General features: G+C 65.3%; 17 protein-coding genes. 12 read left to right on the top strand and 5 right to left on the bottom strand.

Going from position 1 to position 18,855, the window contains the following annotated elements:
- Positions 1-6: 6 nt before the first annotated feature.
- From frc to IG122_RS01430, 5 genes are all read left to right on the top strand, one after another.
- On the top strand, positions 7-1,248 hold the full coding sequence (frc, locus tag IG122_RS01410) for a formyl-CoA transferase (protein WP_193179746.1): 1,242 nt from the start codon (positions 7-9) through the stop codon (positions 1,246-1,248).
- A 93-nt stretch (positions 1,249-1,341) separates the two neighbouring features.
- Positions 1,342-2,367 (top strand): 2-dehydropantoate 2-reductase, encoded by a 1,026-nt coding sequence (locus IG122_RS01415; RefSeq protein ID WP_193179748.1) that lies wholly within the window; start codon positions 1,342-1,344, stop codon positions 2,365-2,367.
- 16 nt (positions 2,368-2,383) lie between these two features.
- Positions 2,384-3,391 carry an NAD(P)H-quinone oxidoreductase gene (locus IG122_RS01420; protein WP_226893254.1) on the top strand — a complete coding sequence of 336 codons (1,008 nt, stop codon included), beginning with the start codon at positions 2,384-2,386 and terminating at the stop codon, positions 3,389-3,391.
- 83 nt (positions 3,392-3,474) lie between these two features.
- On the top strand, positions 3,475-3,888 hold the full coding sequence (locus IG122_RS01425; RefSeq protein ID WP_193179750.1) for a VOC family protein: 414 nt from the start codon (positions 3,475-3,477) through the stop codon (positions 3,886-3,888).
- 21 nt (positions 3,889-3,909) lie between these two features.
- On the top strand, positions 3,910-4,335 hold the full coding sequence (locus IG122_RS01430; protein ID WP_193179752.1) for a DUF1810 domain-containing protein: 426 nt from the start codon (positions 3,910-3,912) through the stop codon (positions 4,333-4,335).
- Here the strand turns inward: IG122_RS01430 and IG122_RS01435 are convergent.
- Complete coding sequence (locus IG122_RS01435; protein WP_193179754.1) at positions 4,330-5,781, bottom strand: L-lactate permease; 1,452 nt, start codon at positions 5,779-5,781, stop codon at positions 4,330-4,332. The two genes, IG122_RS01430 and IG122_RS01435, sit on opposite strands and share 6 nt — an antisense overlap.
- A 97-nt stretch (positions 5,782-5,878) precedes the next feature.
- Here IG122_RS01435 and IG122_RS01440 point away from each other — a divergent pair, with 97 nt between their 5' ends.
- Positions 5,879-6,790 (top strand): AraC family transcriptional regulator, encoded by a 912-nt coding sequence (locus IG122_RS01440; RefSeq protein ID WP_193179756.1) that lies wholly within the window; start codon positions 5,879-5,881, stop codon positions 6,788-6,790.
- Between the two features lie 5 nt (positions 6,791-6,795).
- Positions 6,796-7,761 carry a C45 family autoproteolytic acyltransferase/hydolase gene (locus tag IG122_RS01445; protein WP_193179758.1) on the top strand — a complete coding sequence of 322 codons (966 nt, stop codon included), beginning with the start codon at positions 6,796-6,798 and terminating at the stop codon, positions 7,759-7,761.
- On the opposite strand, the gene IG122_RS01450 is transcribed toward IG122_RS01445, so the two are convergent.
- Positions 7,725-8,903, bottom strand: coding sequence for a YbfB/YjiJ family MFS transporter (locus IG122_RS01450; protein ID WP_193179760.1), 1,179 nt, complete (start codon positions 8,901-8,903; stop codon positions 7,725-7,727). The genes IG122_RS01445 and IG122_RS01450 overlap by 37 nt on opposite strands.
- A gap of 113 nt (positions 8,904-9,016) precedes the next feature.
- On the opposite strand from IG122_RS01450, the gene IG122_RS01455 reads away from it, so the two are divergent.
- The gene (locus IG122_RS01455) at positions 9,017-9,883 is read left to right on the top strand and encodes a LysR family transcriptional regulator (protein ID WP_193179762.1); all 867 of its coding nucleotides are present in this window, start codon (positions 9,017-9,019) and stop codon (positions 9,881-9,883) included.
- Between the two features lie 23 nt (positions 9,884-9,906).
- Here IG122_RS01455 and IG122_RS01460 read toward each other — a convergent pair whose 3' ends face one another.
- Together IG122_RS01460 and ggt are read right to left on the bottom strand one after the other, a co-directional pair.
- Positions 9,907-10,872 (bottom strand): Gfo/Idh/MocA family protein, encoded by a 966-nt coding sequence (locus IG122_RS01460; protein ID WP_193179763.1) that lies wholly within the window; start codon positions 10,870-10,872, stop codon positions 9,907-9,909.
- A 29-nt stretch (positions 10,873-10,901) separates the two neighbouring features.
- Positions 10,902-12,488 (bottom strand): gamma-glutamyltransferase, encoded by a 1,587-nt coding sequence (gene ggt / locus IG122_RS01465; RefSeq protein ID WP_193179764.1) that lies wholly within the window; start codon positions 12,486-12,488, stop codon positions 10,902-10,904.
- 183 nt (positions 12,489-12,671) lie between these two features.
- Between ggt and IG122_RS01470 the strand changes: the two genes are divergently transcribed.
- The 4 genes from IG122_RS01470 (at position 12,672) to IG122_RS01485 (ending at position 17,877) form a co-directional block, all read left to right on the top strand.
- Positions 12,672-13,556, top strand: coding sequence for a BKACE family enzyme (locus IG122_RS01470; protein WP_193179766.1), 885 nt, complete (start codon positions 12,672-12,674; stop codon positions 13,554-13,556).
- Positions 13,557-13,570: 14 nt separating this feature from the next.
- Positions 13,571-14,332, top strand: coding sequence for an SDR family NAD(P)-dependent oxidoreductase (locus tag IG122_RS01475; RefSeq protein WP_193179768.1), 762 nt, complete (start codon positions 13,571-13,573; stop codon positions 14,330-14,332).
- Positions 14,333-14,357: 25 nt separating this feature from the next.
- Positions 14,358-15,362, top strand: a complete 1,005-nt coding sequence (locus IG122_RS01480) for a zinc-dependent alcohol dehydrogenase family protein (protein ID WP_193179770.1) — start codon at positions 14,358-14,360, stop codon at positions 15,360-15,362.
- Between the two features lie 85 nt (positions 15,363-15,447).
- The gene (locus IG122_RS01485; RefSeq protein WP_193179773.1) at positions 15,448-17,877 is read left to right on the top strand and encodes a patatin-like phospholipase family protein; all 2,430 of its coding nucleotides are present in this window, start codon (positions 15,448-15,450) and stop codon (positions 17,875-17,877) included.
- A 56-nt stretch (positions 17,878-17,933) separates the two neighbouring features.
- Here the strand turns inward: IG122_RS01485 and IG122_RS01490 are convergent, their stop codons facing one another.
- Positions 17,934-18,719 carry an enoyl-CoA hydratase-related protein gene (locus tag IG122_RS01490; protein ID WP_319024791.1) on the bottom strand — a complete coding sequence of 262 codons (786 nt, stop codon included), beginning with the start codon at positions 18,717-18,719 and terminating at the stop codon, positions 17,934-17,936.
- Positions 18,720-18,855 lie beyond the last annotated feature (136 nt).

The following is an 18,855-nucleotide window of genomic DNA, read 5'->3' on the forward strand; positions in this document are numbered from 1 at the left end:
AAGAAAATGAGCGAAGCGCTGAAAGGTGTCCGCATTCTGGACATGACCCATGTGCAGTCGGGGCCGACCTGCACGCAGCTTCTGGCCTGGTTCGGGGCCGACGTGATCAAGGTCGAACGCCCGGGTGTCGGTGACATCACGCGCGGCCAGCTTCGCGATCTGCCGGATGCGGACAGCCTCTATTTCACCATGCTGAACAGCAACAAGCGCAGCGTCACCCTCGATACCAAGAACGCCAAGGGCAAGGAGATCCTGACCCGCCTCATCGAGGAGTGCGATGTCATGGTCGAGAACTTCGCTCCCGGCGCGCTGGACCGCATGGGCTTCACCTGGGAACGGATCCAGGAGATCAATCCGCGGATCATCTATGCCAGCATCAAGGGCTTCGGTCCGGGCACCTACGAGGATTGCAAGGTCTACGAGAACGTCGCCCAGTGCACCGGCGGTTCCGCCTCGACGACCGGCTTCGACGACGGCCCGCCGATCGTCACCGGCGCGCAGATCGGCGATAGCGGCACCGGACTGCATCTCGCGCTCGGCATCGTGACCGCGCTCTACCACCGGACCCATTCCGGCAAGGGCCAGCGCGTCGAATGCGCCATGCAGGACGGCGTGCTCAATCTTTGCCGCGTCAAGCTGCGCGACCAGCAGCGTCTGGAGCACGGTCCGCTGAAGGAATATCCGCAATACCCGAACGGCGAGTTCGGCGAAGCCGTGCCACGGGCGGGCAACGCTTCCGGCGGCGGCCAGCCTGGCTGGGCCGTTCAGACCAAGGGCGGCGGACCGAACGATTATATCTACGTCATCATCCAGCCGCCGGGCTGGGCGCCGCTGATGAAGACCATCGGCCGCGAGGAGCTGATCGAGGATCCGGAATGGGCGACCCCGGAAGTCCGCCTGCCGAAGCTCGACAAGTGTTTCGCCATGATCGAGGAATGGACCAGGACCAAGTCCAAGTTCGAGGTCATGGAGATTCTGAACGCGCTCAACGTGCCGTGCGGTCCGATCCTCAGCATGAAGGAACTGGCCGAAGACCAGTCGCTGCGCGCGACGGGTACGGTGGTCGAAGTGCCGCACCCGACCCGCGGGAGCTACCTCACCGTGGGTAATCCGATTAAACTCTCCGCGTCGCCGGCCAAGGTCGATCGCTCGCCGCTTCTCGGCGAGCATACCGACGAGATTCTGGAATCCGTTCTCGGGATGTCGGCCGCGGAAATCGAAGCCGCCAAGGCTGAAGGTGCCGTTTAGAAAGCACCGGGCCGAAAGGGATATTAGGGGCGGCGCCGGCTTCATCAGCCGGCGCCGTTTTCATAAGGAACGCATGCATAAGGATTTAGGGGCATGAAGGTTTGCATTTATGGCGCCGGCGCTATCGGCGGCTATCTGGGCGTCGAACTGGCGCAAGTCGAGGGTGTCGAGGTTTCGCTGATCGCGCGTGGCTCGCATCTGGCGGCCATACGCGAGAACGGGCTGAAGCTCGAGATCGGCGAGGAGGAGCATGTCGCCAAGGTGCGGGCGACGGACGATCCGAAGGAACTGGGCCCGCAGGACTATGTGATCGTCGCGCTGAAGACGCATCAGGCCTGGGAGGTCGCCGACCAGATGGTGCCACTGCTCGGGGACGACACGGCAGTCGTCACCTGTCAGAACGGCGTTCCCTGGTGGTATTTCCACGGCGTCGACAATGCCTACCGCAACCTGCGCCTGAACACGGTCGACCCGGATGACCGGCAGTGGGACCTGATCGGTCCCGGGCGTGCCATCGGCTGCGTCGTCTATCCGGCGACCGAGATCACCGCTCCTGGCGTGATCAAGCATACCTACGGCAACAAGTTCGCCATCGGTGAGCCGGACGGCTCGATCTCCGAACGCTGCCAGCGTCTGAGCGAGGTGCTGGAGAAGGCCGGCTTCAAGGCGCCGGTGCTGCCGAACATCCGTGACGAGATCTGGCTGAAGCTCTGGGGCAATCTCTGCTTCAACCCGATCAGCGCCCTGACCCGCGCGACGCTCGACGTGGTTGCGACCGATCCGGGCACGCGCGCGCTGTCGCGCAACATGATGGAAGAGGCACAGCGCATCGGCGCCCGTCTCGGCGTGCATTTCCGCGTCGATGTGGAACGCCGGATCAACGGCGCGGCCAAGGTCGGCGCGCACCGCACCTCGATGCTTCAGGACCTCGAGAAGGGCCGTCAGCTCGAGATCGACGCGCTGCTGACCGCGGTGCAGGAGATGGGCCGTCTGGTCGACCTGCAGACCCCGCACATCGACTCCGTGCTCGCCCTCGTGCAACAACTGGGGCGCACACAGGGTCTCTATCCGGTCTTCCCGGAAGAGGCCGGCAGCCCCGAATCCCTGGCCGTCGACTAACCCGGAGCCAAGAGACATGAGCAGTGCCAGCCTTCCGGCGGAGATGAACGTCATCGAGATCAGCGAACCCGGAGGGCCGGAAGCGCTCGTCCCCGGCACCCGCCCTGTGCCCGAGGCGGCGCCGGGCGAGGTGCTGGTCAAGGTCGCCTATGCGGGTGTGAACGGACCGGACCTGGTGCAGCGGCGGGGTCACTACCCGCCGCCGAAAGGGGCGTCGGACCTGCTCGGCCTCGAGATCTCCGGCGAAGTCGTCGCGATCGGCGCGGGCGTCGGCAACTGGAAGGTCGGCGACAAGCTCTGCGCGCTGACCAATGGCGGCGGCTACGCGGATTATTGCGCGGTCGATGCCCGGCACTGCCTGCCGCTGCCGCACGGCTTCAGCCTGCTCGAGGCGGCCTCCGTGCCGGAGACCTACTTCACCGTCTGGTCCAACGTCTTCATGGGCGCGAAGCTTTCGCGCGGCGAGGTCTTCCTCGTCCATGGCGGGGCCGGAGGGCTCGGTACCACCTCGATCCAGCTCGCCAAGGCGATCGGCGCGACGGTGGTCGCGGTCGACAGTCCGGCCGAACGCTGCGCGGTCTGCAAGGATCTCGGGGCGGATCTGGCGATCGATTTCAGGAATGAGGACTTCGTCGAGATCGTGCGCGGCGAATACAAGGGCGCCGACGTCATCCTCGACATCATCGGCGGCCCGAACATCGCCAAGGACATCAAGGCGGCGAAACCGGACGGCCGGATCGTTCAGCTCGCCTTCAATGCGGGCTCCAAGGTCGAGATCGACCTGATGCCGGTGATGCTGAAGCGGCTGACCTATACCGGCTCGACGCTGCGCTCCCGCACGCCGGAGAACAAGGCGGAGATCCGCGACAGTCTGGCGCTCAACGTCTGGCCGATGTTCGAGCAGGGCAAGCTGAAGCCGGTGGTGAACCGGACCTTCCCGATGGCCGAGGCGGCGGCGGCGCATGCCTTCATGGAAAGCGCCGGACATATCGGCAAAATCATGCTGGAGGTCGGTGGAGGGTGATCCGCCGATTTCGCTAGGGCCTTTTCCTCCGGTGACGTGCTACAGGGTGGCGAAAATCCTGTAGCCCGAAGGAGGGAAGCGGCATGAAGCCCAGAATCAGCATGGTGGCGCTGGCGGTGAAGGATCTGGCGGTCTCGCGCGACTTCTATGAGAAGGGCCTCGGATTTCCGCGGCTCGACTCCCCGCCGACCGTCGCCTTCTTCAATCTGAACGGCACCTGGCTCGGGCTTTCGGAGCGCGAGGATCTGGCGGCGGATGCGGGCGTACCCTCCGAGGGCAGCGGGTATCGCGGCTTCAGCCTTGCCTACAACGTCCATTCCCCCGAAGAGGTCGCGCGGACCCTGGAGGAAGCGGTGGCGGCCGGCGGGAAGATCGTGAAGCCGCCGCAGGACGCTCACTGGGGCGGTTACCATGCCTATTTCAGCGATCCGGACGACCATCTCTGGGAGATCTGCTACAATCCGTTCGCTTGGGTCGGGCCCGCCGACGAGGCGTGAGGGCGGCAGAGGAGCGAAGCCGTGACGGACGAGGATCTGAGAAAGTTCGTCGAGGCCCAGGAGCGTGACTATGAGCGCGCTCTTGGAGAACTTCGCGCCGGCCGCAAGACCAGCCACTGGATCTGGTATGTCCTGCCGCAGCTCCGCGAGCTCGGCCGCAGCCAGCGGGCGCTTCATTATGGCATCACCGGACTGGAGCAGGCCCGGCGCTATCTTGCCGATCCGGTGCTCGGGCCGCGTTTGCGCGTATGCGTCGAGGCGGTGCTGGCCCATGGCGACAAAACCGCCAACGAGATTCTCGGCTCACCCGACGACATGAAGTTCCGCTCCTGCCTGACGCTGTTCGAGGCGGCGGCGGAAGACGTGGATGACAGGAGCCTCTTCGACCGGGCACTCGAGCGCTTCTACGAAGGCGAGCGGGATCGGGCGACGCTCGACGTCCTATAGCAACGCCAGCACCGGCAGCATCAGCAGCAAACCGATCAGGCCGATGGTCAGGGCCGGGCGCATCAGCCGGTTCTCCTCTCCCGAAAGTCCCGAGACTGCCGCGGCGAGCACGATCCGGCCGGGCGAGGCCATGGTGATGTTCGCGCCCGCCGCATTCTGCGCCGCCGCGACCAGCACCGGATCCAGCGCAAGGCGGTTGGCGACCGTGCTCTGGAAGGCCATGAAGATCGCGTTGGAGCCGGCATTGCTGGCAGTCAGGAACCCGCCGAGCGCGCCGATGCCCGGGACGGCGAAGAGATAGGCGGCACCGGCGCTCGTCGCGACGGTCTCCGCGAGATCATCGGTCATGCCCGCATGCAGCATCACATGGCCGAAGCAGATGAAGCCGGCGACGGACAGGCTCGCCTTCAGCCATTGCCGGAGGGCGTTCGGCAGCAGGATTCGGACCTCGTTCGCCGGGATGCGCAGGCAGAGGATGCCTGTCGCCGCGGCCACCAGCATCCAGAAGCCCGGATGATGCACCAGCGAGAGAGAGAAATTATGCGTAGACACCTCGACCAGCAGCGTGTTGCTCGTCAACCTCTCGATCTCGGGCACGAGCCGGGTCAGGCTGAGCGTCCCCATCAGCACGAAGAGCGGGAGAGCCGCCGCGCCGAGCCCGCTTCCCTCCGCCCGTGCACCCGTTCTGATCCGCGCGAGCAGGAGTCCGGCAACTGTGACGCCGAGCCCGGCGATGCAGCCGGCTAGCTCGACGCTGACCCAGGCGCTTCCGGCCCAGAGCAGAGCGGAAAGAAGGGCGCTGTAGCCGATGGCGGCAATCACATGTGCGGGGCGGACCAGGCTTTCCTCGGCGAAATGCAGTGCCGCGAAGGCGCAGAGCAGGATGAAGGGAATACAGAGCCAGACCGCTTTCATCGCGGTTTCGGAGGCAGGAAGATCCGAGAGGTCGGCGCCGAGCACGGTGCCGATGGCGAGCGCGCCCCACGGCACGGCGCATTGCCCGAGCAGGGCGATCAGCGCGGCCCGCACCGGGCTGTAGCCGAGAGCGATCAGCAGCGGGACGGTGACGATGATGCCGACGCCGAAGCCGGTCGCGCTCTCGAAGAAGACCGAAACGCCGAGGACGAGGACCAGTACGCGCTCGGCCGGATCGGGAATGGCTTCCGCGGCCGCGCGCCCGAGACGCTCCAGCGCATTGCCGGTCTTCAGCACCCAGTAGAGGGTGACGCCGCCGAGCAGCACATAGGCCACCGTCGCGGTTGTCAGCAGGCCGTCGAAGACGGCCGAGAGGATGTCCGGAAAGGGAAGGTGAAAGTCCGGACTGACGGCGGAGATCAGGATGGCGGCGGCAAGTCCGAACCCGCCCGCGCGCATGGCCGACTGGCGGGCGAGCAGGATGGCGAGGGTCGCAAGGATCAGCGGCGCGGCGGCGAGGAGCGTGGACATGTGACCGTCTTGGAAGGAGATGCGGCGGGACGCCGGGATGGATCATAACCGCAAGATCCGTCGGGCGGCGAGGGGCAAGCGGTGGCATTCTGTGGCCATGAGAAAACAGACCCAAGCCTCCTATGTCGAACGGATCGGCCGCGTGCTGAAGCAGGTCGCCGACAATGTCGACGCGCCCCTGCCGCTCGCCGCGCTGGCGGAGACCGCGGCCCTGTCGCCGTTCCATTTCCATCGCGTCTATCGCGGCATCGCCGGGGAGACGGTGCAGGAGACCCTGCGCCGGGTGCGCATGATGCGGGCGGGTCACGCGCTCCGATCCAGTGGGCGGAGCGTCACCGAGATCGCCCTCGATGCGGGATACGAGAGCCCGGAGGGCTTCGCGCGGGCCTTCAAGCAGGGTTTCGAACTGTCGCCGAACCAGTACCGCAAATCCCGCGCGGCGACCCCGTTCCGGCCGACTAACATTAACATTCATTACCGCCCGGAGACGGGAGAGATCCGCCTGATCGCGGACAGGAAGGAGCATGGCATGCAGGTCGAGATCAAGAACGTGGAGGCACAGCAGATGGTCGCGCTGCGCCATCTCGGCCCCTATCACGAGGTCGGGCGGGCCTTCTCCGCCCTGAAGGGCTGGCTCGGCAAACAGGGGCTCGATGACATCGTCACCGGCAGCTACGGTCTTTCCTACGACGATCCGACGAGCGTGCCGGCGGCGGAGCTGCGTTACGATGCCTGCGCCACCTTGCGCGATGGCACGAAGCTGTCGCCGGAAGGCCTGCCGGACGGCATGCGCCTCGATACATTGCCCGGCGGCCGCTATGCCTGCGCGCTGCTCGAAGGCTCATATACGGGCATGCAGGACACCTTCCACCGGCTGTTCGGTCTCTGGCTGCCGGAAAGCGGAGAGGAGCTGGACGGGAGGGCCTGCATGGAATGGTACCTGAACGATCCGATGGAGGTGCCTGAGAACGAGCTCCGCACCCTGATCTGCATCCCGCTGAAAGGCTGAGTGCGATGGAGAAGCTTTTCCGCGCGGTCGATGAGCCGTTTCCCGGTAACTATGCGAGGCAGGCCATCGAGGAGAGCCGGAGCTTCGTGACAGGCTGGTACGCCAAGGCGGACCGGATACCGACGCCGGAAGACTGCCGGCGGCGCGTCGCGGAGAGCATGCCGGAGATGTTGCCGGTCTTCGATGCGATGGGGGAGTTCTCTGGCGGCGATCCCGCGATGATTGCGGCGCTTGCCGGGATCGATCCGCCGCCTCTGATCCCCGCCGGATGCACCGTCCGAGCCTTTACGCGGCCGGAGCCGACAATGCTCCGGAACTACGACTTCCATCCGGATGCGACCTCCGCCGTCATCCTCCGTTCTCGCTGGAGCGGTGTCAGGGTGCTCGGCATGAGCGAGGGTGTGAGCGGGCTGCTCGACGGGGTAAACGAACATGGCGTCGCCGCGGCGCTGACCTTTGGCGGGCGGCACGTCTACGGGCAGGGTTTCGGCATCGTCCAGATTGTCCGGTACCTGCTCGAGGTGTCTCGCGATCTGAGGGACGCGGCCGAGGTGCTGCGGCGTGTGCCCTGTGCCTGGGCGCAGAACCTGCTGGTGCAGGACCGGAGCGGAAAGGCGCTCTGTGCCGAACTTGCGCCGGATCGCCCGCCGCTGATCGTCGAGGCCGATACGGTGACGAACCATCAGGCCGATGAGGTGCCGAGAGAAAGCTCGCGTTGGCGGTTTAAGACCGCCTGCAGCCTGGCGGACAATGCCGATGCGGGGCGGACTGTATTCACGGAAGGTAAGCTCTGCCTCGACGATTTCGACGGTTGGCTCGGCACGCTCTATACGGCGGAGTACCGTCCGGCGCGCGGGAGCGTCCGCTTTCATTGGGGTGCGGACAGTTGGGAGCAATCGCTCGACCGGTTCGAGGACGGCGCCCGCAGGATCGCCTACGGCGTCGGCGCGGTGCCGCGTCTGGTGGCGTAGCCGCGCCTGATCGTGATCGGCAGGGCGGTCAGAACAAGCAGAAGCGCCGCCAAGAAGAGGCCTGCCGAAAAGCTCCCGGTCAATCCGTGCATGTAGCTCGCGGCGGGCGGGCCGATGATCTGCCCGGTCGCGAAGGCGGCGGTCAGCACGGCGATATGGCGGCTGACATCGCCCGGAGGCGCGATGACATGGGCTTCCTTCATGCCGGCCATGGTGACGACCATGAAGGTGCCGCCGACCATGAGCCCTGAGAGAATGATCGACGCCATGTTCGGCATCAGCGCGGGCAGGACAAGGCCAAGCGCCATCACCGCCTGTGCCGCCGCCCAGACCGGACGGTTGCCATGGCGGGCGAAGAGCTTGCGCGCCGCGACGGTCGAAAACGCGGCGGCAAGGCCGAAGACCGGCCAGCTCCAGCCGAAGACGAGCGGGTCGGACACGATCTCGCGCGCCATCAGCGGCAGGTAGGTCGCGGGGATGATATAGCCGAGACCCATCGCGCCGTACGCGATCACGACGCGCCATTCGAGCGGGGCTTTTTCGGTGATCTCATGGCCTGTTCCGCGCTTTGTCGACGGGACTTCGCCGCCGATCAGAAAAGACAACAGGGCGGCCAGCCCGAGTGTGCCGCCGCCAAGGGCAAGCCAGGACGCGTCGGCGGAGAGACCCGTCACCATGAAGCCGAGACAGGCGAGCCCGGCGAGCGCGATGCCGCTGCCGACTCCGGCGAAGACCCATCCCTGGCGCTGGGTCTCGCCCGCATCCGCGAGCGCCTTGACGACATGGTTGGAGACCACGATCAGCGTCCAGGCGCTGAAGAGGCCGGCGAGCCAGCGGAGCGCGATCCAGAGCCAATAGGCGTCTGTCAGGCCCATCGCGGCGGTGACGATGCCGGTGGCGACGAGGGCGAGGCGCAGTGCGTTCCGCGGCGGCAGGGGCAAGTTGGCGGCGGAGAGCGCGCCCATCCAGTAGCCGACGAAGTTCGCCGCCGCCAGCAGGCTGCCGCCTGAAATGTCGAGCGCGCCGTCCTGCTGCATCATCGGGAAGAGCGGCGTGAAGGCGAAGCGCCCGATCCCCATCGCCAGAACGAGCGCAAGGAGACCGAGGGCGGCGATCCGGGCCGGTGACGTGCGCTCCGTCATTCTTCGCTCCCTTCGGCGTGTTGCAACGAGGCCGACCTTAATCCGTCTCGAATTTTTCAGAAAATGAATTATAATGAAGTAAGATATCTTAATTTGAGAATTCAGGGGGCCCCATGCACGGTCTCGATCTCAGGACGCTGGAGATCTTCCGCGCCGTTGCCCGCGAGGGCAGTGTCTCGGGGGCGGCGAAGAAGTTGAACCGCGTGCAGTCCAATGTCAGCACGCGGATGAAGCAGCTCGAGGAGCAGCTGGATCGGACGCTGTTCGAGCGGCGCAAGCGCGGCATTGCCCTGACGCCCGAAGGCGAACTGCTGCTGAGCTATGCGCGGCGCCTGCTCGATCTGTCGGACGAAGCGTCGGACGCGCTCAGCCAGGACGTGCCGCGCGGCCCGTTCCGGATCGGGGCGATGGAAAGCACCGCCGCCTCGCGCCTGCCCGACCTGCTATCGCGCTTTCACGCCGCCTGTCCCGAGGTCGCGGTCGATGTGGTCACCGGCACGGCGGGGGCGATCGTCGGAAAGCTGCTCGGACGGGAAATCGATGTCGGTTTCGTTGCGGAGCCGGTCCGGCACGAGGATCTGGTCTCCGAGGCGGTCTTCGAGGAGGCGCTGGTGCTCGTCGCGCCGGAAAGCTTCGGGGCGCTGGACGATCCGGGCAGCTTGAGCGGCCGTACCATGATCGCCTTCGAGCAGGGCTGCGCCTACCGGCGCTATCTGGAGGACTGGCTCCTGGAGTCCGGCGTCGCACCCGGCACGGTGCTGTCGGTCGGCTCTTATCTTGCGATGCTGGCCTGCGTTTCGGCCGGGACCGGTTTCTGCGTCGTTCCGCAATCGGTGCTGGAGGTGGTTCATTCAAGCGGGCGTTTCAGCCGCAAGCCGCTGGCGGGGAAATTCGCTGCGATCCGCACGCTGATGGTCACGCGCCGAGGCTATCGCTCGGCAAAGCTCGATGCCTTGAGAGAAAAGCTCCCGGCAGTCTGAACCGCCGGGAGCAGAATGTTCGATCAGTCGGCGAGGATACCCTCGACCAGCTTCTGCACCGAGAGCGCGTCCGCGGCCGAAGGCATGGTGTGCGCCGTTCCATCCATCCAGCGGGCGACATTGTCGATCTGCCGCGGGACGGAGATGGCACGCGGGTCTTCCGGCAGTTCCATCGCCAGTTCCCAAGCGCCGCCGGTAGTTTCCTCAAGCACGTAGAAGGTGCTGAGGCGATAGCTCTTCTTCGTGCCGTAGAAGGTGCCCTCGATCCGGTCCGGACCGACGCCGCCGACGGCCCCGCTGTAGCTCACCGGCACGCCGCCGCAATCGAGCATGGCGTGGACATGGGTCTCGCAGAGCTTCGGGTCGGCCTGGTAGGTCGGCTTGCTCCAGAGTAGCTTGGCACGCCCGAGGAACCGTTCGGTGACGTAGAGATAATGGGAGGTCACCTCGCGGGTATAGCCGCCCTGGTCGCGGAAGCGCAGCCAGTCGGCATCCGCCTGCCAGTCGCGCGGCCACTGCGAGAAATGCATCACCAGCTCGGCGCCGACGATCTTGCCCATCTCGCCACTCTTCATCGCCGCCTCGATGATCTCGACGCCCTCGAGGGAGGCCTGTGAGAAATTGACGACGTTGGGGGTGCTGGTCTCTTCCAGGCGGCGGACCATTGCCTCGCTCTCCGGCACGGAAATGCCGAGCGGCTTCTCGCAATAGACCGGCTTGCCCGCATCCATCGCGAGGTCGGCATAATGCTTATGGAAGGCCGGCGGGCAGGCGATGTAGACCAGCTCCGTCTCCGCCGACGCGATCATCGCCTCGGCACTGTCCCAGATTTTCATGTCCGGGAATTCGGACTTCGCCGTGGCGACGGACTCCGCCGACGGATCCCATGCGCCCATGACCGAAAAGCGGTCATGCGGCAGCATGTACTGGATCATCCGCCGGCCCATGATGCCGAGGCCGACGACGACGAGATTGTAGCGCTTGCTCATGTCTCTTCAGGTCTTTCGCTGCGTGTCGATCAGTAACCGGAGGCGTGGCCGTCCTTGCGCGGGTCGGAACCCGCCTGAAGGATGCCAGTCTCCGGATCGCGCCAGACGCACTGGCTGCCGCCGATCGGCTTCTCCACCCGGTCGAGCTTGTGACCCTTGGCTTCGAGCGCGGCATAGGTGCCTTCCTCGAAGGCGCATTCGACCTGCAGGGTGCCTTCGGCCGTCGCGAAGCTGCGCGGCGCGTCCATCGCTTCCTGGATGTCGAGGCCTCGGTCGACGACGTTGGAGACGAAGTTGGCCTGGCCGGTGGACTGATACTGCCCGCCCATCACGCCGAACGGCGCGACAGGAGTACCGTTCTTGAACGCGAAGCCCGGGATGATGGTGTGCATCGGGCGCTTGCGCGGCTCGATGCAGTTCGGGTGGCCTTCCTTCACGTGGAAGCTGTTGCCGCGGCTGTGCAGCATGACGCCGGATTTCGGCGCCATGATCATGCTGCCGAAGCCGGAGAAGAGCGAGTTGATGAAGGAGATCGCGTTACCCTGCTCGTCGATGCAGGAGAGATAGATCGTGTCGCGATGGACCGGGAAATCGCTGTCCTTGAAGTTCCCGGCCTTGTTCATGTCGACCATGGCGCGCATCTGGGCCGTGTGCTCGTCGCCGAGCATCCACTCGACCGGCACGTTCGAGAATTTCGGGTCGGCCACATAGGCGTTGCGCTGGTTGTAGCCGATCTTGGTGGCCTCGGCGATCAGGTGCACCCGGTCGGCCTCATTGAGAGACGCGACGTCGAACCCGGAGAGGATGTTGAGGATCATCAGCGCGCAGATGCCCTGGCCGTTCGGCGGGCATTCATAGATGTCGTAGCCGCGATAGTTCGTCTTGATCGGCTCGACATATTCGGCGTCGGCTGCGGCGAAATCCTCCATCGTGTGGAGGCCGCCGACAGCGTTCAGCTTGGCCACCATGTCTTCGGCGACCTCGCCCGTGTAGAAGGCATCGCGGCCGCCGGCGGCAATCTTCTTCAGGGTCTCGGCGAGCTGCGGCTGGCGATGGATGCTGCCGGCCTTCGGTGCTTTGCCGTCGACCAGCATGACCTTCGCTGTGTCCGGATCGGCGGCAAGGTCCTCGACCTCACCCTCCCAGTCGAAGGCGACACGGGAATGTACGACGTAGCCCTGCTCGGCATAGTCGATGGCCGGCGCCAGGATCTCGGCGAAGCTCTTCGAGCCGTGATCGGCGAGCAGCTTGGACCAGGCGGCGATGGCGCCCGGCACGGTCACCGCGTGCGGGCTGTGCAGCGGGATCTCGTCCTTGATGCCGAGTTCTTTCAGCTTTGCCAGCGTGGCCGCCTTCGGTGCCTTGCCGGAGCCGTTGAGCGCGATCGGCTTGCTGGCGCCCTTCGGGGCGTAGAGCGCGAAACAGTCGCCGCCGATGCCGGTCATGGCGGGCTCGACCACGCACATCACGGCGCAGGCCGCGATCGCCGCATCGACCGCGTTGCCGCCGGATTTCAGGATCGAGAGGCCGGCGGCCGTGGCCAGCGGATGGCTGGTCGCAATCGCGGCATTGCGCGCAAAAACGGGGGAGCGGCCGGGAAGCTGAAGGTTTCTCATGATCTCATGACTCGTCTGATCGGAGCGCATTCGTGCGCGGGCGGGGGGAAATCCATGCTCGAACCGGCGTGGACACCGGAAAGTGGCCTTCCCTAAGATGCGGCGCCTTAAGAGACAAGCGCCGTGGAACATCTTTCCACAATTCGGAAGGCGCAACCAGATGGCAGCTTACTGGGGAGCGAAATGAGCCAGAAAACCGTTATCACCTGTGCCCTGACGGGCAGTGCCGACACCGCCGGCAAGAGCAAGGCCGTGCCGGTCACGCCGAAGCAGATCGCAGACGCTGCGCTGGACGCGCGCAAGGCCGGTGCCGCCGTCGTCCATATCCATGTCCGCGACCCCGAGACGGGCAAGGCGAGCATGGACCTGGAGCTTTACCGCGAGACCGTCGGCAGGATCCGCGACAGCGGCTCCGACGTCGTCATCAATCTGACCACCGGGCCGGGCGGCAGCTTCATTCCGGGCGATGTCGAGCCGATCGCGTTCGACAAGGGCACCAACATGAAGACGCCGGAAGTCCGGATGCAGCATATCGCAGACCTGCTGCCGGATATCTGCACCCTCGACGTTGCGACGCTGAATTTCGGCGAGCGCGCCATGGTGAACGTGCCGAAGCATCTGCGCGCCATGGCGGACCGGGCGAAGCAGCTCGGCGTGAAGCCGGAGCTCGAGGTGTTCGACAGCGGCCACGTTCTTCTGGCGAAGCAGCTGATCAAGGAAGGCCATCTCGAATCCCCGGCGCTGTTCCAGCTTTGCCTCGGCATTCCCTGGGGTGCGCCGGCGACGCCGGAAAGCATGGCCTTCATGAAGAGCCTGCTGCCCGAGGACGCGATCTGGTCCGGCTTCGGCATCTCGCGCACCGAGTTCCCGATGGTGGCGCAGGCGGCCATGCTCGGCGGGCATACCCGCGTCGGGCTCGAGGACAATCTCTACATGTCCCGCGGCGAACTGGCGAAGAACAACGCCGTGCTGGTCGAGCGCGCGGTGCAGATCATCGAGAGCATCGGCGGCGAGGTCGCGGACCCGAGCGAGGCGCGCGCCGCCTTCAAGCTCGGCACGAACGCCTGATCGGGGAGCGGGATATGCTGAAGGCCGATCTGAGCGGCAAGAAGGCACTGGTCACCGGCGGCGCGTCCGGCATCGGGCGCGCCACGGCGAAGCTGCTGGCCGAATGCGGCGCCGAGGTCGCGGTCAACCACCTGCCGGACGATGTGCGCGGCGAGGAGACGGTGGCGGCGTTCCGCCAGGCCGGTCTCTCCGCGCAGGCCATCGCCGGCAACGTCGCCGATCCGAAGGATGCCGACCGCATGGTGGCGGATGCCATCGACGCGCTCGGCGGGCTCGACATCCTGATCAACAATGCCGGCACCCCGGTCTCCGTCGAGCCGATCCCGTTCGAGGATCTGGAGGCGATGACCGAGGAGTTCTGGTCGCAAATCCTGCAGACCAATCTGATGGGCCCGTTCCGCTGTGCCCGCGCCGCGCGTCCGGCGCTGAAGGAGAGCCGGGGCTGCATCGTCAACACCGCCTCCATCGCGGCCTTCGGCGGGATCGGCAGCTCGATCGCCTATGCCGCCTCCAAGGGGGCGCTGATGAACCTGACCAAGAACCTCGCCAAGGCGATGGCGCCCGAGGTCCGGGTCAACGCGGTGGCGCCGGGTCTTGTCAGGACGCCCTGGACCGATGTCTGGCCGCAATCGCGCAAGGACACTTCGGTTGCCAATTCGCTGCTGAAGCGCATGGTGGAGCCGGAAGACATCGCCGAGACCATGCTGTTCTTCTGCGCCAACGGCGCCGTGACCGGGCAGACCCTGCTGATCGATTGCGGCCGCTTCGGCGCTTGACCAGACATTCACCGGGAGAATTCCGATGAAAGCCTATGAAATCGTCTCCGACGGCGGCGTCGACGCGCTGGCGCTGAACGAACGGCCGGATCCGAAGCCGGGGCCGGGTCAGGTGCTGGTGCGAGTCCGCGCCTCCTCGATCAATTACCGCGACCTCTCGACCGTCGAGGATCCGGTGCCGCGGGGCATTCCCTATCCGCGCATTCCGAATTCGGACGGAGCGGGCGATGTCGTCGAGGTCGGTGCCGGCGTCACACGCTGGAAGGCGGGCGACAAGGTTTGCGGCTGCTTCTTCCAGGGCTGGATCGACGGCGACGTGAATGCCGAACTGACGGGCAGGGCGCTGGGCGGAGCGCTCGACGGGATGCTGACGGAATACCGGGTTCTCGGCGAAGACGGTCTGGTCCGGCTGCCCGACAACCTGAGTTACGAGGAGGGGGCGACGCTGCCTTGCGCGGCGCTGACGGCTTGGCATTCCCTGGTCGAAGTCGCGCGCGTCAAGGCGGGAACCACGGTGCTGTTGCTCGGCACCGGAGGCGTCTCCGTGTTTGCGCTGCAGTTCTGCCGAATGATGGGCGTGCGAACCATCTGCACCTCGTCCAGCGACGAGAAGATCGAGCGCCTTAAGCAGATGGGGGCGGACGAGGTCATCAACTATCGCGCGTGCCCGGACTGGCATCATAACGTTTTGGATTTGACCGGTGGGAAGGGGGTCGATCACACCGTCGAGGTTGGCGGCGCGGGAACCCTTGAAAGATCGATCGCAGCCACACGCATCGCAGGCAGCATCGGGCTTATCGGGATTCTGACCGGCGGCCAGATCAACCCGGTGAACGTGATGCGGAAGTCGATCCGGCTGCAAGGCATCTATGTCGGATCCCGGCGCATGTTCGAGGATATGAACGCGGCCATCTCGCTACACGGCCTGAAGCCCGTGATCAGCGAGACCTACGAGCTCGCCGACGCACGTCAGGCCTTCCACGCCATGCGGGCGGCCGGACATTTCGGCAAGCTGGTCGTCCGCCTCTAAGGCGAAATACGACTCTCATAATGCAATTTTAAATTGCATAACTTTCTGCTCTTCTCCATCCTTGCGAAAGGCATGGAGAAGAGTGATGACGGAAGACGCCGCCTTCAGGCCGATCGGATCGCGCACCAAGGACGAGATCCGCGGCGAGAATTTCTGCGAAAGCGAAATCTACAAGCTTGAACGCGCACGACTGTCAGCCCGGCGCCGCAAGTTCGGCGGCGGCGAAGCCGAGCGGTTCACCGGCCTTGCCATCTCCGGCGGCGGTATCCGCTCCGCCACCTTCGCGCTCGGATTGCTGCAAGCGCTGGCGCGCCACGATCTGCTGAAGGGCTTCGACTATCTCTCGACGGTCTCCGGGGGCGGCTATATCGGCTCCTGCCTCAGCTGGCTGCTTGGCAAGAATTACGAGAAACATCGCGTGGAGGAGGGCTCGGGCCGCGGGCCCTACGGTCTCGGCCCCGCCGACTTTCCATTCGGCACCGCGCCGCCGCGGGATCGCGCCAATCCACTCCATTGGGAGGGCATGCTGCGCTACCTTCGCGAGCACGCGGAATATCTGGCACCGAATCCGGACATCTCTCTTCTCTCGGGCATCGCCGTCGTGGTGCGGGGAATCTTTCTCAACCTGCTGGTCTGGGTCCCGGTGTCCATGGCGATTTTCCTGATCCTGATGCTCGGCTTCCGGGCGCCCTGGTGGCCGGATCTGCAGGCAATGTTCGTGAAGCGCGAGGCGATCGAGTCCAGCCTCCCGGAAGCGGCGGCGTCCCTGCTCAGGCCGGGATTCCTCAATCTGCACGAGATCGTCCTGATTGGCGGACTCCTCGGGTTGGTAATCTTCGCACTGGTTTCGCTGATCTACTCCATCGGCACCTTCTTTATCACGCGGCGAAAGGATGCCGACTGGTCCTATGCCCAGCGCCGGCTCTTCGAGAGCTCCGGAAAATGGATCCTTCCGCTCAGCCTGCTGGCGATCACGGTCGGCGTGCTGCCCTACATCGCCGTGCTGCTGCACAACACGCTCGGGAGTTTCGGGGGGACAGGCGCCGGGGCAATGTTCGGCGGCATGGCCAGCGCACTGGTTTCTGCCAAGAAATCGCAACACCCGCTGATAAGAAGTGCGGTCCTTCCCGGGCTTGCGCTCCTTGTGCTTGGTGGCTTCCTGGTTATGACCTGTACCCTCGCGCTGATCGTGCGGGAAAGCGGCGGCGTCATTGCCGTCTCCGACTATGATGGGCACTGGATCGCCCAGCTCGGGATCGGCAATGTCGTCTTTCTCGTCTTTCTCGCCGTTGCTCTGCTGAGCGGCTATCTGGTCAACGCAAACTACATTTCGCTGCACCGGTTTTACCGCGACCGCTTGATGGAAGCCTTTATGCCGATGCCGGGATCGATTTCCGGCAACCGGGTCCACAAGTCGACCGGCGCGAATATCGAGGAGCTGCGCGACATTTCCGATCCGGACACCGGCGCGCCGTACCATCTGGTCAATACCAACCTGATCCTGACGGAGTCCAGGAACAGCCTCTACCGGCGCCGCGGCGGGGACAATTTCGTCATGTCGCGGATCTATTGCGGGGGCGATGCCGGGGGTTACCAGCCGACCGTGAAGTTCTCCGGCGGCGACATGACCCTTGCGACCGCGATGACGATCTCGGGCGCGGCGGCCAATCCGAATTCCGGCTGGGCCGGGACCGGAGCCACCCGGAGGCGCTCGGTTTCCTGGCTGATGAGCCTGCTGAACATCCGTCTCGGCTATTTCGTGCGCAACCGGAACGCGCCGAAATTCCTCTGGTACAGCGGCAAGCCGAGCCATTTCGACGTCATGGCCTCGTCGATCGGCCTGTCTCCGCTGTCGGAGCAGGGCAAATGGTTCCAGCTCAGCGACGGCGGGCATTTCGAAAATCTCGCGATCTACGAGCTGATCCGCCGGCGCTGCCGCCTCATCGTCGTGTCGGACGCCGGGGCCGATCCGGATTTCCAGTTCGGCGATCTGCAGAATACGGTGCGCCGGGTGAGCCAGGATTTCGGGGTCAGCGTCGATTTCGGAGATCCGTTCTATGATCGCGACACCTACGTGAAGGCCTTCGAGAAGGCGGACGGCTCGGGAAAGCCCGCTCTCGGCGAGAGCCAGGTCTACGATCACTGGTGCAACCGCGTCTCCAGCCTCGTGCCGCGCCGCGAGACCGGTTTCCCGGTCAACGGCACCGCCGCCGATCACGGCTATATTATCGGCCGGATCAAGTATCCCCCGCGCGGCAGCGAGACGCCGGAGGAGGAGGGTGTGATCGTCTATATCAAGGCGGTGATGCTCGACGGGCTGAGCCTCGAGACGCGGGGCTACAAGACCGATCATCCGGCCTTTCCGCACGAGCCGACCTCGGACCAGTTCTTCGATCCGGCGCAGTTCGAGGCCTATCGGGAATTGGGCAATGCGATCGGAGAGGATATGATCAAAGGCGCGCGCCTCAGGACATTGCTATCGCGCGCCTGGGGAGCGGCGGACGACGGTGCGTAGCCTCCCGCCGTACCGCCATCCTCCGCTCCCTCTGGAGAGGAAGGATCCTCGCGCTTTTATTCGCCCTTGAATTCCGGACGCCGCTTTTCGATGAAGGCATGCATGCCCTCGCTCTGGTCGGCGGTGGCGAAGAGGCCCTGGAACATGGCCCGCTCCAGCGCCATGCCGGTCTCCAGAGAGGCGTCCTGGCCCTTGATGATGGCCGACTTGATCTGCTGCACGGCGATCGGCGGCATGCGGGTGATGTCCTTCGCCATCTTGTAGGCGGTCTCGAAGACCTCGGCATCCGGCACGACTTGGCTCGCGAGCCCGATGGCGAAGGCTTCCTTGCCGTCAATCGGCCGCCCTGTCAGGCAGAGGCGCATCGCCTGGAACTTGCCGACCGCGCGGGTCAGGCGCTGAGTGCCGCCGGCGCCGGGCATGATGCCGACCCGCACTTCCGGCTGCCCGACCTGGGCCGTCTCGCCGATCACGATGATGTCGGAATGCATCGCGAGCTCCAGCCCGCCGCCGAGCGCGTAGCCGTTGATCGCCGCGATCACCGGCTTCGGATAGTCTGCGATGCATTGCCAGAGCCGCTCGGTCTTGCGGTGGAACATCTCGACCGTGGTGCGGTCCGCCATGTCCTTCAGGTCGGCGCCGGCGGCGAAGGCCTTCTCGTCGCCGGTCAGCACGACCGCCAGCACATCCTCGTCCTCCGTCAGCTCCCGGAAGATGCGGGCCAGCTCCTGCCGCACTTCGAGGTTCAGCGCGTTCAGCGCGTCCGGGCGGTTGATGCGGACGATGGCGATGCGATCGTTCTCTTCGCGCTCGCGCGGATGATCGAGGATGACGACGGACACTGTTTGCTCCCTTGGCTTTGCGCCGTCCGGAGGAGAGGCGCGGACGGCAAGATTATGCTTCCCGAGTGGAAATTGACCGGGATATTAGGCTGTGCATACTGCACGCGACAATAAGCTGCGAAATTCAATTTCGCAA

This window comes from Nisaea sediminum (genome assembly GCF_014904705.1).
GTDB classification, from domain to species: domain Bacteria; phylum Pseudomonadota; class Alphaproteobacteria; order Thalassobaculales; family Thalassobaculaceae; genus Nisaea; species Nisaea sediminum.